Here is a 15,220-nt window from a genome sequence, read left to right on the forward strand (position 1 = left end):
GCTCAGCGGCCTACCGGTGCGCCGCCTGCTCGCTCTCGCTCTCCTCCTGGGAGCCGCGCTCGCCGGTCCCCCGTGCGTTCCCGCCATCCGGCAGGGGGTGGGCCGCGGCCAGGCGTTCGCCCTCGATGTCGACGTCCGGCAACACCGCGTTCAGCCACTTCGGCAGCCACCAGGCCGCGCGGCCGAACAAGGCCATCACCGCCGGCACCAGGGTCATCCGAACCAGGAACGCGTCGAACAGCACGCCGACCGCGAGGGCGAAGGCGATCGGCTTGACCATCTCGCTGTGGCCGAACACGAACGCCCCGAACACGCTGACCATGATCACCGCGGCCGCCGTGACGACCCGCGCGCCCTGGGTGAACCCGGAGACCACGGCATGCTGCGCGTCGCCGCCGTGCACGTAGTCCTCCCGCATGCGCGAGACCAGGAACACCTCGTAGTCCATCGCCAGCCCGAACAGGATGCCGATCAGCAGGGTCGGCATGAACGCCAGCAGCGTCGGGGCGGGTTCGACGCCGAACAGTTCGGCGCCGTAGCCCCATTGGAAGACGGCCACCGTCAGCCCCAGCGCCGCGCCCGCGCTGAGTACGAAGCCCAGGGCCGCCTTGACCGGCACGACGATCGAGCGGAACACGATCACCATCAGCACCAGCGCGAGCCCGATGACCACGGAGGCGAACACCGGCAGGGCGTCGGCCAACCGCTCGGAGACGTCGATCGCCGAGGCGGTGGCACCGGCGACCGCGATCTGCGCGCCGATCTCCTCGTCGATCTCGCTCTCCAGGCCGCGGATGTCGTGCAGCACGTCCTCGGTGGCATACGAAGACGGCCCGGCCTCCGGGATCACCGTGATGATCGCGGTGTCGCCGATGTCGTTCATCTGCGGCGGAAAGACCTCCGTGACGCCGTCGACCTCCTCGATGCGGTCGGCCACGTCCGCGGCGGCGGCCTCGGTGTCGGAGAGTCCGGTGAGGTCGGTCACGACCGCCAGGCGGGCGCCGTAGCCCGGGCCGAACTCCTCGCTGATGATCTCGTAGGCCTGGCGCTGGGTGGTGTCCGGTGCGCTGGTCGCGTCGGTGGGCAAGCCAAGATGCATGTCGCGCAGCGGCAGCAGCATGACGACCAGCACCGCCAGCACGGCCACGATCGGCACCAGCGGGCGCCGCGTCACCGCCCGCACCCACCGGCTGCTCATCGTGCGCTCGGCGGTCATGGCGGCTTCGGCGCGGCGGCCCAGCACCGGCACCCGCCCGGCGGTGACGCGGTGCCCCAAAAAGCCGAGCGCCGCCGGCAGCATCGTGACCGTGAGCAGCACCGCGAGCGCGACCGTGACCATCGCGGCGACGCCCATGACGGTCAGGAACGGGATCTGCACCACGGACAGGCCCAGCAGCGCGATGATCACGGTGGCACCGGCGAAGACCACCGCGCTTCCGGCGGTCCCGATGGAGCGTGCCGCCGACTCGTCCGGGGCCATGCCTTCGGCCACCTGTTTGCGGTGGCGGGACAGCACGAACAGCACGTAGTCGATGCCCACGGCCAGCCCGAGCATCACCGCCATGATCGGGGCCGTGCTGGAGAGGTTCAGCAGGCTGGACGCGGCGTAGAGCAGCGCCATGCCCAGTCCCACACCGAATAGCGCGAGCACGATGGGCAGTCCGGCGGCGACCACGGCGCCGAAGTTGATCAGCAGCACCACCAGCGCGACGATGACGCCGACCGACTCGCCCGCGCCCAGCGCCGGCGGGGACATGGAGATGGCCTGGCCGCTGAACTCCACGTCGAGCCCGGCGTCGCGCGCGCTGTCGCCGGTCTCCAGGATGGCGTCCACGGTCTCGGGGGCGACGGAGTCGTTGGGCTGGGTCAGCTGCACGTTCAGCAGCATCGTGGTGCGGTCGTCGGAGATCTGCGGGATCCGCTCGACGACTTGCTCGCGGTCGAAGCCGGGCGCCTCCTGCTCCACCGTCTCGCGCGCCTGCTGCTCGGCCTCGGCGACCCGCTGCTCGACGACCTCCTCGGGGGTGCCGGGCGGCAACTGGCCGGTGGCCCGCTCGCGGGCGGTCTCGGCGGCGTCCTCCTTGGACTGGGCGATGCCGTCCTCGTACTGCCGGCGGGCGTCGCCGATCTGCTCCAGCGGACTGATCACCCGGTCGACGCCGGAGACGTCCTCCAGTTCGGCGGCGGTGTCGCGCACCGCGTCGGTGTACTGCTCGTTGTCGACGATGTCGGCGCCGTCCGGCGCCCGCAGCACCGTGGTGACCGTCCCGCCCCGGCCGTCGAACCGTTCGTCGATGAGGTCGGTGGCCCGCTCGGACTCGGTGCCGGGGATGGAGAAGCCGTCGTCCAGCGGCACGCGGAACTGGAGGGCGGCCCCGCCGGCGGCGACCAGTAGCACCAGCCAGGTGATCACGACCAGCCACCGCCGGCGGAACGCGAATCCGCCCAGGCGGTACAGCAGTTCGGCCATGCTCCTACTCCCTCTCCTCCCGGGTGGTCCGTTCGCCGCCACACCATCCGACGCCGATGAGGCGAGATCCCGAGGAAGATGAGAGTCCGATGAGAATCCGCCGTCGGCGGGGAGATCGTCGTCACGCTCGCCCGCTCCCGGAGCCGCGTCGCGGTCCTCCAGCGGCGGGAACTCCAGGCGGACGGCCGTGCCCGCGTCGGGTGCGGAGGTGAACACCGCGTCGCCGCCGTGGCCGCGCATCACCGCGCGGACGATGGGCAGCCCCAGCCCGCTGCCGGGGCGCTGCGACGACGGGCCGCCGCGGTAGAAGCGCTCGAAGACGAATGCCGCCGTCTCCTCGGCCACCCCGGGGCCCGAGTCGCCGATCTCCAGCACCACGCGCCCGCCGACGCGCCGCAGCGCGGCCACCGCCGGGCTGGTGGCGGGCGTGTGCACGCGCACATTGGCCAGCAGGTTGGCCACGGCCTGGCGCAGCTCCTGCTCGTCGCCGAGCACCAGGCCCTCCGCAGCGATCTCTGCCCGCCATTCGCGCTCGGGCTGGGCGGCGCGGGCGTCGGCGATGCTGTCGGCGACGACGCGGTCGAGGTGGACGACGTCGCGCCGCGGCGCCGGCCGCTCGTCCAGCCGGGCGAGGTACAGCAGGTCGTCGACGATGGCGGCCATGCGCTCCGACTCCCGTTCGGACCGGGCGATGACGTCGGGACGCCGGGCGACGTCGACCACGCCGCGGGAGACCATCTGCAGATAGCCGCGAATGGAGGTGAGCGGTGTGCGCAGTTCGTGGGAGGCGTCGGAGACGAACCGGCGCAGCCGCTCCTCGGATTCGGCGCGGGCGTGCAGCGCGGAGCGCAGCCGCGAGAGCATGCGGTTGATGGACAGGGTGAGGCGGCCGGCCTCGCTGGCGTCGGTGTCGGTGGGAGCGGGGACGCGGCGCTCCAGGTCGCCCGCCGCGATGGCCTCCGCTGTGTCGACGACGTCGTCCAGCGGGCGCAGGCCGCGCCGGATGACCGCGGAGCCCGCCGCGAGGCTGGCGAGCAGCATCGCGGCCCCGGCCGCCGCCTCGATCGCCACCAGGCGCTGCACGACCTCGCGCACCGGCGCGAGGGGCTCCCCGATCAGCGCGACGGTGTCATAGGCGGGCAGGTGGACGAGGGTGACGCGGTACTCCTCGCCGCCGCGCCTGTGGGTGAACACGCCGTCGGGGGCGGTGGCCGGGTCGATGCCGCGCATCAGCACCGGCCCCGTGCCCTGCAGCCGGTGGACGCGGGATCCTTCACCGCCGGATGCGTCGGTGGTGTACTCGACGACGAAGTCGCTGGGCGTGCGGATCTGCTTGACCAGCTCGGCGGTGTCCTGGGAGAAGATGTCGTTCTGGCGGGCGCGGGCGAACTCCGCGGCGACCTCGATGCGCTCGTCCACGCGGTCCAGCAGGTAGGCGCGCAGGAACGCGGTGCTGATGACGGCGACCACGAGCAGCGCCAGCGCCATCAGCACCGTGTTGACCAGCACCATGCGGCCGCGCAGCGTGCGGATCCGGATCGGCGGCCTCACGGCTCGCTCCGCTCGCGCAGGACGTAGCCGAAGCCGCGCTGGGTCTGGATGAGGTTGGGGCCGAAGGCGCCGAGCTTGCGGCGCAGGTAGCCCACGTAGGTGTCGACGATGTTGGAGCTGCCGGTGTAATCGCTGCTCCACACCTCGTCGATGATCTGGCTGCGCGAGAGTACATGGCCGCGGTTGAGCATGAGGTAGCGCAGCAGGTCGAACTCGGTGCGCGACAGCGAGACGGGGTTTCCGGCGCGGTGGACCGTGCAGGCGTGTTCGTCCAGTTCGACGTCGGCGAAGCGCAGCACTCCGTCGTCGGGGGGCTCCTCGGCGGCCTCGGGCAGGATGCGGCGCAGCACGGCGCGCACGCGGGCGAGGAGTTCGTCGATGTTGAACGGTTTGGTGACGTAGTCGTCGCCGCCGTAGGTGAGGCCGGCGACGCGTTCGCTGTGGGCGTCCTTGGCGGTGAGGAAGACGATGCCCAGGCGGGGCAGGGAGCGCCGCAGCGTGCGGCAGACCTCGAACCCGTCGCCGTCGGGCAGCATGACGTCGAGTACGACCAGGTCGGGCCGGTGGACGCGGGCGGCCGCATACGCCTGGGCCGCGGTCGCGGCGGCCGACATCTCGAAGCCGTGGAATTCGAGCACGGTCGTCACCATGTCGACGATGTTGGGTTCGTCGTCGACGACGAGGATTCTGGGTCGGGTCATCGGTCGTCCAGCGAAGCCGAGGCGGATGAGAAGAGGATGAGAGTGCCGCGCGCCTCCGGCACCGCCGAGTGCGCGGCGCTCCCGAAGCCATCCTCCCCGACCGGCGCGGCGTCGGCGGGCAGGACCGTGCGGCGGGCCGCGCGGAGGATCGCCGAGCGCCCGGCGGTCTCTCCCCGCGGCCCGCTCCCAATGCGGACGCGTGGGATCGGGCGGCTCCCCTCCGCCCCACCAGTCGCAGGGCGGACAGAGCCGGCGGGCTTCCGCGGGCATGGTCGGTGATCGCGACGACGGGCGCGACCAGAAGAATCCACCTCCCGGGAATGCACGGCGGAAATTCCCTTACCGCTGATTTTTCGGACAACCACAAGAGAACACCGAAACCTCGGCGTGACGACGGGAACACGGAGAGCCATTGACGCGGCCGCGTATCGGCGGAAAGAATTCAAGTATCGCTCCCGGCTGCCGACTGGAGCGTGTGCAAATACGCCCGATTGAGGATATCGGAGACCGAATGCCGCGTTCTTCCCCTGTTCTCGCGTCTCTGTCCGCCGCGGTGATGACGGGTGCGCTGGTGCTGTCCACCGCCGGTACCGCGCACGCCGCAACCGGCGAGGTGGTCATCTACAAGTCCGAGGTCCAACCCCTGGAAACCTACCGGAACCCGCCCACCGGGGAATGCTATGCGCTCCCGGGCACCGTTCACATTCTACTCAACCAGACCGACGTCGAAGTGACCATCCACAGCAATCCGAACTGCCTGTTCCCCGGTATCCCCGTGCAGCCGAACCACGGCTGGCATGCTCCACCGAGCGGAATCACGGGGCCGTTCAGCTTCTCCGTCGGCTGACACCCTCAACGCCCCCGGCCGGTTTCCCGCCCCATTCCTCCCGGGGCGGGGAACCGGCATTCGCGTGTCCCGCGCAGCAGGGCCGAGGTCGCCACAACCGTCCGCCGGAGTCGGCACCCGCCACCCGCCGCCCTGCGCTGCGGGGCGGTCTTCGCCGGGCAGCCCAGGATCTCCACGTCCGATTTTTCGGCATCTCTCCGCGAAGGTTCGCGCGGCAACCGGAGTCCGGCCCTGCGCCGAGGTCAGCGCCGCTTCTCCTCCCGACTGCCCGCGACCCGGCAGGCGGCACCGCTACCGGGAGGCGCGTCCGTTTCCCGTTCCCCGCCATCCGGACGGCGCCCCAGCACCGTGTAGAAGACGGGCGAACAGGCGCGGAAACCGGGGTGGTCCAGGAGCCGGCGTACCGCCGCGAGTTCGTCGGCGGCCATGCCCGCGCGCAGCAGCGCCCCGGCCAGATGCCGGGTGTGGTGGGCCTGCAGCCTCACCCCGGGTGAGCCCGACCGCCACACCGCCACCTTCGGGACCGGATCCACCTCGCCGAATCCCGCCCGGCGCATCGCCTCCGCCGCACGGCGCCCCCACGCCGGATCGGCGCCGGCGGCCTCCAGTGCGCGGAACTTGGCGCGCTGGAACCGTGCGTACAGTGCGGCCGCCGCCTCGTCCGGCACCACCAGGGCGGGAGCGTGGGTGGCGTCGAGTTCGTCCAGTTGCAGCCACCCCCCCGGACGCAGCGCACGCAGCAGCCGGGCGAGCACCGCGTCGCGCTCGGGCAGGTGCATCAGCACCAGCCGGGCGTGGACGAGGTCGAAGGCGGCCTCGGGCAGCGGGTCGCGCACGATGTCGTGCGCCAGCACCTCGATGCCCGCGGCCCCCGCAATCCGATCCGGCTTGATGTCGGTGGCCACCACCTCCCCGCCCGGCGCGACGCGGTGCGCCAGCCACGTGGCGACGCTCCCCTCCCCCGCGCCGACTTCCAGACACTGCCAGCCCGCGCCCACACCCGTCGCGGCCAGGCGCGCCGTGGTGAAGGGGTCGTAGGCCGCGGCCAGGCAACCGTGCTGCTCGCGGGCGTGCCGACTGTCGTTGTCGAAGACGTATCCGCGACGGGTGCCCAGCCCGGCATCCGCCGACCCGCTCGCGGGCACCCGCACGGCCTCGCCACCGCCCCCGGTCACGATCCCTCCCGCAGCCGCGACCGCAGCGGGCCCGGCTCCGATGCGGCGGCCGCGGGCGGCGCCGACCGCTCGCCGGACTCGGCTCCCCACTCGGCCAGCGTGTGCCGGCACACCTTGCCCGTCGCGCCCAGCGGCAGCTCGGCCAGCCGCAACAGCACCTCCGGCAGCTTCGCGCGCTCCAGACCCCGCGCGTCCTCCAAGAAAGCGTGCAACGCGGCCGGGGTGAGCGGCTCCGTCCCCGGGGCCTGCACCACACACGCACAGAGCCGCTCGCCCAGGACGGGATCGGGCACACCCACGCAGACGGCTTCGGCGACGGCGGGGTGGGCGGCGAGGTGCCCCTCGACCTCCCGCGGGCTGATGGTGTATCCGCCGCGCTTGACGACGCGCTTGAGCCGGTCGATCACCCGCAGCGCGCCGTCCTCCTCGAACCTGCCGCGGTCGCCGCTGCGCACCCAGCCCCCCTCGGCCCGGTAGCGCGCGTCGAGCTCGGGCGCGTCGACGTAGCACAGCGGGGTCATCGGCCCGCGGGCCCAGATCTCGCCCTCGCCGTCCCTGTCGCCGTCGCCGTCGCCGTCGCCGGTGCCGACGATGCGGATGTCGGCGACAGCCGGGTCCGGCCGCCCGGTGACACCGCCGGGCCGCGCGGACGCGCCGAGGGGCGTGTGGCAGTTCATCCCGTCCGCCGAGCCGTACACGTTGAGCACCGGTCGGCCGAACCGGCGGTGCGCGGCGTCGATGACGTCGGCCTCCAGCACCGCGGAACTAGTCACCACCGCCCGGAGCGACGACGTGTCCTCGCCGACCGCGCCGGGGTGCGCCGCCAGCCGCCGCAGTAGGGTCGGCACCGCGAACAGGTGGGTCGGCCGGTGCTCGGACACCGCGCGCAGTACCGCCGCGGGGTCGACGCCGTCCAGGACCAGCAGCGTTCCGCCGAGACCCGCCAGCGTCACCGGCGTGCCCAGCGAGCCGTAGGAGGACGCCAGGGGCACCAGGACCAGGTTGCGCATCGGCATCGTCCCGTCGTGCAGCGCGGCGACGTAGTTCGCGCGTCCGCCCGCGAAGGCGTTGTGCGAGTAGGCGATCATCTTCGGCTCGGACTCCGATCCCGAGGTCACCAGGATGCGGGCGGGCGACTCGGGCGGCACCCGCCGCGGCGGCCACTCCCGCCTGTCGGCGTGTTCCGCGCCGGCGGCCGCATCCAGCGCCGCGGTGGCGGTTGCGGGCGCCCGGTCGTCGCCGAAGGAGAACACCGCCGCCAGGTGCGGCAGTTCCGGGCGCAGGCGAGCGAGTTCGGCGAGGGGGTGGGTGCGGCCGGTCGGGTCGCCCGCGATGACCGCGACGGCACGCGAGCGCCGCAGCAGGGCGGCGATGCCGGCGCGCCCGCGCATGGCGGGATAGGGGAGCGAGACCGCGCCGACGGCGGCGATCGCCAACTCGGCGGCGACCGCCCGCCATCCGTTGGGCAGCTGGACGGCGACGATGTCTCGGGGACCGATCCCGGAATCGGCCAGCGCGGCGGCGATGCGGCGCACGCGTGTGTCCAGGGCGGCGTAGTCGAGCGTGCCTTCGCCGTCGACGACGGCGTCGCGGCGGGGATGATCGCGCACCCGCCCGCGGAACAGCGTGTACAGGTCGGTGTCGGGGCAGTGTCCGTGCTCGACCCAGGTGCGGCGCAGCTCCGCGGGGACGAGGTCGGCCAGCACGATCCCGTTGTTGGAGGTCCAGGCGGTTGTCACGAGGTGAACTCCCACGGTGAGCGGACGAACGCGGCGCCGCCGGTGTCCAGCGCGCCGGCGATTCGGGGGTCGGCGGCGAGGTCCGCCAGGTCGGTGCAGACGGGAGTGGCGCTCAGCCCCGCACCGCGCAGCCGCTCGGCCACGTCTGCGGCCCTGTCGCCGCGGCACAGCCGGGCCACCGCGGCCGCGGCATCGGCGGCGGGGCGGTCGGCGCCCAGCGCACGGGCTACGCGGTCGGGCGAGCTGCGGGCGTGCGGGCCCAATGCCAGGTACCCGTCACCCGTGCGGAGCGGCGGATGCAGCGGACCCCATCTCGGGCGGCGGGCTCCGCCGGACGGTGCCGCCGCGGTCAGCAGCGCGGCGCCGTCGTAGAGGGCGGAGTCGACGCGGATGCCGCCCGCGCCCCGGCAGCGCGCCAGCAGCCCGGCCAGCACGCCCTGCGCGCTGAGCAGCCCGCCCAGCACGTCGGTCAGCGTCATCAGCGACGGCGCGGGCTCTTCGCCGCGGGGGCGCACGAGCCCGCCGAGGCCGCTGTGCGCCTGCACGAGGAAGTCGGTCCCCAGCGGCTCGGCCCCGCCCATCGCCGCGCCCGCCTGCCGGGCATCGCCCCAACCGGAGGCGTGCGCGTATACGAGTCCGGGCCGGACGGCGAACAGGTCGGCGGAGTCCAGCCCGAAAACGGCGGCCTTGCCGGGGGCCCAGTTGTGCAGGAAGACGTCGGCGCCCGCGGTGAGCTCGCGGACTTGCCGACGCCCCTCCGGCGTTTTCAGGTCGGCCTCGACGACGTGCTTGCCGCGGTTGAGCGCGAGGAAGCGGGCCGAGCAGGTGCCGACCGTGGGCGGCACCCAGCGGAGCGGGTCGCCGCCGGGCGGTTCGATGCGCAGTACCTCGGCGCCGAGCAGCCGCAGCAGGTGCCCGGCCAGCGGGCCCTGGACCCGCCGGGTGGACTCCACCACGACCAGTCCGTCCAGCGGAAGGCCGGCGCCGGGGCGGCACGGCGCCGGCGGCGGTCCCGGCGTATCCGAAGAGCCGCCGGTGAGCCGCCAGGGCGGCGGTTCCGCGGCGTCGGAGCGGCGGCGCTCCCCGGCCGCGCCGTGCACCCGCACGATGCTGATGCCGGCGGCCTGCGCCGCACCGGCCGCCTCCCGGAAGACGCGTGCGGCGGCGGTGGCGTGCAGCTCGGGCGGCAGCGGGCAGACCGCCGCCGCGTAGCGGTGCTGGAAGGGCTGCCACCCGCGGGCGAGCGCCGCGCGGTCGGCGCCCAGCAGCGACCAGAACCGCTCCCACCGCTCGGCCTCGAACGTCTCGATCTCGAAGGGCACACCGTCGGCCGAGGTGAACGGCGGTCCCCCGGGGGCGGCCGGGGCGTCCCGTTCGTCGCCCGAGGCGGTCGCCGCGGCGAGGTACTGTCCCACGCTGATGAGCGCCGCCTGGGCGACCGAGGTGCGCACGAGCTCCGCCGCGCCGCCGCGCAGCCGCCCGATCAGCGCGGCCAGCAGGCCCTGGGCGGACAGGACGCCGCCGACCGCGGACGCGTAGTCGATCGCGAGCGGCCGCGGGCCCCCGGAAGAGCGCCCGTGCACGTGCATGAGGCCGCACGCCGCCTGCACCCCGGGCTCGTCCTCCAGCGGCAGCGCGAGAGGGCCCGCCCAGTCCAGCGCACACGCGACGCGGGCGTGGTCCGCGGCGAGCACGAGGGAGCCCGCCGATCCGGCCTCGGCTCGGGCGCGGGCCCGCCCGGCACCGCGAACCGCCACGTCGGGGCCCGGCGACGCGGCGCCCAGCATCCGAAGCTGCCGGATCGCGATGTCCGCGGCCGCCGAGCCCTCGGAGCCCTCGACCGCGAAGCCGTCCAGAGGTGCGCCGGCATCGGTGACCGGACTGCGGTCAGACGAGACGGTCATCGCGTCCCTTCCTGTTCAGAGGGCTTCCGAGCAGGCGGGCGGCGCCGGAACCGCCCAGGTAGGCGGAGATCATGGATCCGGAGGCACTGGGCGGCCGGCGGTACAGCCGGGCAGACGTGCCGCGGTGCCGGTGTGCGAAACGGGCTCTGCCGCCGCTCGGCGGCAATCCGGCGCACAGCGAGTCGCGCCTTCGGGCCCCATCGCCGCATCCTCCGGGGTAGCCGGCCCCACGGCCTCCCGACGGGTTCCTCGACCGGGACTCGGGTGCCGGTAGGAGGCACCCTCCGGAAACGTCGCACACCCCGCCGCCACAACGGCTGCGGCAATCGGGCCGTGCGCGCGCAGCGCCGATACCGGCCTGCCGCCGAGCGCACGCCGCACCCGCTGCGGCGGGCCCCGGCCGCAGAGCGCGGTGTGCACGCGGCGGCACGCCGACGCACACGCTTCGCGGTTCACGCCGCATCACCGCCTTGCGGAATCCGTTGAGACTCCTTTGGGGTGACCGGCCCGGGGCGGTTCCCGGAGAACTCCTCGACGTCCGACTCCCCGCGCAGGCCCGACACACGACTTCGAGAAGTCCGGGCGTGCCAGTACACATCCTCGATACGTCCTTCCTCATCGGGGTGACCGGCGTTTCGGCGGCCGGGTAGGCGGGCTCGCCCGCCGCGGTGCCGGACTCACCGCCCGGCCGAGGTGGGAGGAGCGGGGCGGGGGCGGGCTACCGGGTGGGCGCCGCCGAGGAGGCGGGAGCGGAGTTCGAGGCGGCGGACTTTGCCGGTTCCGGTGCGCGGAAGGTCGTCTGCGGCCATGACCAGGGGCTCGGCCAGTTCCGGGAGGTCGGCGGTGGCACGTCGCCAGGCCGCCGGATCGAGACTGCCGCTCTCCGTGACGACCACGGGGACAGGCGGGCCTTCCCGGGGGCGCAGGACGACGCACTCGACGACCTCCCCAACGCGGTCGTCGACGACGTCTTCGACCTCGACGCAGCTCATACCGGCCACGGCGTCGACCTCGCGGTCCAGAACGTGCACCGATCCCCCGCGGGTGCGCATGCCGACGTCCTCGGTGTTCCACCACCTGCCCAGTTGCTTCGCCGACCAGCGTTCGGACTCGCCCACATACCCCAGCCCCAGGGCCTTGGTGCGGGCCAGGACGAGCCCCGGCCGACCGCGCCGCAGCGGGCGCAGGGTGGCGGGGTCGGCCACCCGCAGCCGGGTGCGGCCCGGTACCGGGCGGCCCAGGTCGCGGGTGGTGGGGCGGCGCTCGCCGACGGCGGCCACCGACTTGCGGGTGAGCAGGCGGAAGGCCAGCGGACCGGTCTCACTCTGTCCCCAGCCCTGCAGCCACACCGGTCGGCGGCGCTCGCTCGCCGCCAGGAACGTGCGCACAGCGGGCGGGTGCACGGCGTCGAACGTGCTGATGTAGAGCCGGACGCGCGCGAACACGTTCTCTGCGGCCGGTGCGGCGGCCAGGTGGCGCCAGCGTACGTAGGTGGCCGGCAGCGCCTCCAGCGTCGTGGGCGGGTGGGCGCGCAGGAAGGGCTCGGCGGCCTGGGGACTGTGGTCCGCTATGGCGGCCACCGCGGCGGGACGGAGCCAGAACACGCTTGCGGTCCAGGCGAACGCCCGCCCGTGGGCGAAGGAGGTCGCCGCCGCGACGGTGTCGCCGGGGCGGCTGCTGAGCACCGGCCAGCGGCGCGCCTCGAATCCGATCAGGCGGCGCACGATGGTGGCCGTGGAGTGGACGACCAGTTTCGGGGTGCCGGTGGTTCCGGAGGTGTGCACGATGATCAGCGGCTCGTCCGCGCCGCGGCGCCGCGGCGCGGGCGCCGGGTGGCCCCGCACGTCGGCCGCCGGCACCGCATCCGGCAGGTTTTCGCCCGTGCCGTCGAGGAGCAGCCGACGCCTCGCGGGCAGCCCGATCCGGGCGGCGGCCGCCCGCTGGGCGGTGGCGCCGTCGAGTACCAGCAGTGCCGCATCCAGCCGCGCCAGCAGGGTGGCCAGGGTGGCCGGGGGCAGTTGGGCGGAGACGGGTGCCGGGACGGCGCCGATCCGCACCGCCGACATGGCCAGCAGCACGATGTCCCAGTGGTTGCGCTTGACCAGCGCCACACGGTCGCCGGGGCCGGCTCCCGCGGCGGCCAGGCGTGCGGACCAGTCCTCGACCAGCGCGGCGAGGTCGAGGACGTTGCGGGGGCCCGCATCGTCGGGGGCGATGTCGAGGGGGCGGCTGAGGTGCAGCACAGTGGGGCTGTGCCGTTCGGCGAGGGTGTCGAACAGTGTCGCGATGTCAAGCCGCTTCATACGAGGTCCTTCCGGGGTCGCAGGGAGGCGGGCATCCGTCGTCGGTGCGGGCGAGGACACGGGAGGCGGCCTTCCGCGCGGATGCGACGGCGCCCTCGCTGCACGGGCGTAGCGCCACCCAGTCGCCCGCGTAGTCGACCGGGCGCGCGGGCCGGCGCCGGAACGCACGGTGGGCTTCCAGGGCCGCGGGGGTGGCCTCGGGCAGCCCGTGCGGGAACCGGTGGACGTAGGCGGCGCGGATCAGCTCGCGCAGTCCGGGCAGGTAGCGCTCCGCGCGTTCGGCCAGCCGAGAGGTGATCTCGGCGTCGGACGCGCCGATCAGTGACGCGGTCGCGCCCGGCGCGGTGATGACCGAGACGAGGCCGCGCCCGCGGGGCGCCCGGTCGGGGTGTTTGCGGTGGTCGAGGGTGACGACGTTCACCAGGTCGTCGTCCGCGTCCGCCACCAGCGTGGCGAAGCCGCGCATGCCCCCGGCGGTGGCGGGCACCCGGTCCAGGGCGAAGCTCGCCCGCAGCATGGGTGCGAACGAGCACTCCCGCAGGAAGTCGCGCTCCTCCGATGGAGCGCCGGGGTGCAGGCGGGCGGCCACCGGGGCGGGCACCGCCAGCACCGCGCAGCGTGCGGTGACTTCGCCGTGGTCGAAGGTGAGGCGGACCCCGCCGGGCAGTGCGGCGACCTCGCGCACCGCACACCCGGTGGAGACGTCCAGGTGCGCGGCGAGCCGCCGGGACAGGGTGTCCATCCCGCCGCGGTACGTGCGCCACCGGCCGGTGCTTCCGGTGGCCAGCAGGTGTGCGAGCAGCGGAGCGGCCGACGAGCGCTGCGGGCTCCAGCCGAAGAAGCCCGCCGCCAGCGGATGGAGCAGCCGGTCGCGCAGTTCGGCGCCGTACCGGGTGGCGAACGCCTCCAGGGTGACGTCGCTGAGGGGACTTTCGCCCGGGGCGCCGCGCGCTTCTCGGGAGAGCGCACCACCGGCGAGCAGCCGCACCAGAGCCAGGCGTGCGCCCGGCGACAGGCCCGCCCCGGTGAGCAGACCCAGCGGCCGCCCGACGTGGGGGTGGGCGCGCCCGCCGCGCCACAGGGCCACCGCCCGCGGCACGCGCGGGATCTCGGTACGGCTCAGTCCCAGCTCGCGGATCAGCGACCAGGTGGCCGGGTATCCGGTCGACGGGATCATCTCGGCACCGGTGTCGACGATCCAGCCGTCGCGGCGCAGGCTGCGCATCCGGCCGCCGACGGCGTCGGCCGCTTCGAATATCCGCACCTCGCGGCCTGCGCGGCGCAGGGCGCGGGCCGCGGTCAGGCCGCCGATGCCCGCGCCCACTACCGCGGCGTCGATGTCGGGCGCCGCGGCCTTCACGCGGACCCGCCGAGGGCGGGCTCGGCGGGTCCGCCCGACGGGGGTGCCGCGTCGGCGGGCCCTGAGGGGACGTTCGCGCGAACGGCGGTCTCGCGCGGCGCGCCGGCGACCGGGCCACGCGGCGGCCGAGGGGCCTGGGGCTGCGGTCGGGGCATCAGTGCACACCTCCCGGGTGCAGCGGGTACACCAGGTTCACGGCGATGAGCAGCGCGACGGTCACACGGTGGATGGCGATGCCGAGGTTGCGGGCCCGCAGGATGTCGCCGCGGACGAACCCGATGGTCCACTGGGTGGCGCGCAGCAGCACGACGGGCGCCATGGCCGGAGCGAACCACCACGGCGCGATGCCCGTGAGCACCGCTGCGGCGATGAGAACCGCCTCGGCGGCCGAGACCGCGGCGACGAAGGCGGCGTTGCCGCGAGCCGAGGTCAGCACCGCGACGGTGCGGCGGCGCACTTTGGCGTCGCCGGGGATGTCGTTGGTGTTGGAGTAAACGCCGAAGAGCAGCGGACCCAGCCCGAAGAGCAGCCCCTGAGTGAGTACGAAGGCGTCGATCGTGCCCGCGAACAGGCCGTAGGGGCCGGCGAGGAGGCCCACACCCAGCGCGACGAGGAAGACCTCCTGCCAGCCGTGATAGCTGAGCTTCAGCCCCCAGGAGTACTGGACCGCGCACACCAGGCAGAGCGCGAGCGCGGCGACGGCCCACAGGGGCCGGTGCGGTGCGACGGCCACGGCACCCGCCCACAGCAGCGCGGCCGCTGCGGCGGCGCTCCACCCGAAGCGGACGGCCTCGGACTCGCCGAGTGTGCCCGCGATCAGCGGTTTGCGGACCAGTTTCCGGCGCGGGGCGTCGGGGCCGTAGTTGGCGGCGTCGCTGCCGTCGCGCAAGCCGGTGACGTCGTCGAAGGAGGTCATCGCCGCGACCATGCACAGCTCTCCGGCCAGCAGCAGCGCCAGCGCCGCCCAGACCGCGGGTTCGGCGCGCGCTACCGGGGCCAGCAGGCTCCACGCCACGAGCAGGCCGAGGTAGTAGTCGATGATGTCCAGCTTGGCCAGCCGCGCGTAGGCGCGTGCCTTGCCCAGTCGTCCGGCGGGCGTCGAAGTGGAGTCTCGGGAGGCGGGTGCGGATCGCGGTCGCTCGTCGTGGGCCATCGGAGGTGCTCCTCGGT

At 74.2% G+C, this 15,220-nt stretch carries 9 protein-coding genes; 1 reads left to right on the forward strand and 8 read right to left on the reverse strand.

Annotation, left to right across the window (positions count from 1 at the left end):
• Positions 1 to 10 precede the first annotated feature (10 nt).
• The gene (locus EKD16_RS18355; RefSeq protein ID WP_242677042.1) at positions 11 to 4,021 is read right to left on the reverse strand and encodes an MMPL family transporter; all 4,011 of its coding nucleotides are present in this window, start codon (positions 4,019 to 4,021) and stop codon (positions 11 to 13) included.
• Positions 4,018 to 4,722 (reverse strand): response regulator transcription factor, encoded by a 705-nt coding sequence (locus EKD16_RS18360; protein WP_131099514.1) that lies wholly within the window; start codon positions 4,720 to 4,722, stop codon positions 4,018 to 4,020. The genes EKD16_RS18355 and EKD16_RS18360 overlap by 4 nt, the downstream gene beginning before the upstream one ends.
• 511 nt (positions 4,723 to 5,233) lie before the next feature.
• Between EKD16_RS18360 and EKD16_RS18365 the strand changes: the two genes are divergently transcribed.
• A complete protein-coding gene (locus EKD16_RS18365; protein WP_242677043.1) occupies positions 5,234 to 5,569 on the forward strand; it encodes a hypothetical protein in 336 nt (111 codons plus the stop codon).
• Positions 5,570 to 5,811: 242 nt separating this feature from the next.
• Here EKD16_RS18365 and EKD16_RS26245 read toward each other — a convergent pair whose 3' ends face one another.
• From EKD16_RS26245 to EKD16_RS18395, 6 genes are all read right to left on the reverse strand, one after another.
• Positions 5,812 to 6,744 (reverse strand): class I SAM-dependent methyltransferase, encoded by a 933-nt coding sequence (locus EKD16_RS26245; protein ID WP_242677044.1) that lies wholly within the window; start codon positions 6,742 to 6,744, stop codon positions 5,812 to 5,814.
• Complete coding sequence (locus EKD16_RS18375) at positions 6,741 to 8,483, reverse strand: class I adenylate-forming enzyme family protein (protein ID WP_131099516.1); 1,743 nt, start codon at positions 8,481 to 8,483, stop codon at positions 6,741 to 6,743. Before EKD16_RS18375 ends, EKD16_RS26245 begins: the two co-directional genes overlap by 4 nt.
• Positions 8,480 to 10,387: a CoA transferase gene (locus EKD16_RS18380; RefSeq protein WP_207391346.1), complete on the reverse strand. Its 1,908-nt coding sequence runs from the start codon at positions 10,385 to 10,387 to the stop codon at positions 8,480 to 8,482. Before EKD16_RS18380 ends, EKD16_RS18375 begins: the two co-directional genes overlap by 4 nt.
• Before the next feature lie 677 nt (positions 10,388 to 11,064).
• Positions 11,065 to 12,690, reverse strand: a complete 1,626-nt coding sequence (locus EKD16_RS18385; RefSeq protein ID WP_131099517.1) for an AMP-binding protein — start codon at positions 12,688 to 12,690, stop codon at positions 11,065 to 11,067.
• A complete protein-coding gene (locus EKD16_RS18390; protein WP_207391347.1) occupies positions 12,677 to 14,050 on the reverse strand; it encodes a protoporphyrinogen/coproporphyrinogen oxidase in 1,374 nt (457 codons plus the stop codon). Before EKD16_RS18390 ends, EKD16_RS18385 begins: the two co-directional genes overlap by 14 nt.
• A 154-nt stretch (positions 14,051 to 14,204) precedes the next feature.
• Positions 14,205 to 15,203, reverse strand: a complete 999-nt coding sequence (locus EKD16_RS18395) for a UbiA family prenyltransferase (protein WP_131099519.1) — start codon at positions 15,201 to 15,203, stop codon at positions 14,205 to 14,207.
• Positions 15,204 to 15,220 lie beyond the last annotated feature (17 nt).

The sequence above is a fragment of the Streptomonospora litoralis genome, assembly GCF_004323735.1.
Taxonomy (GTDB): domain Bacteria; phylum Actinomycetota; class Actinomycetes; order Streptosporangiales; family Streptosporangiaceae; genus Streptomonospora; species Streptomonospora litoralis.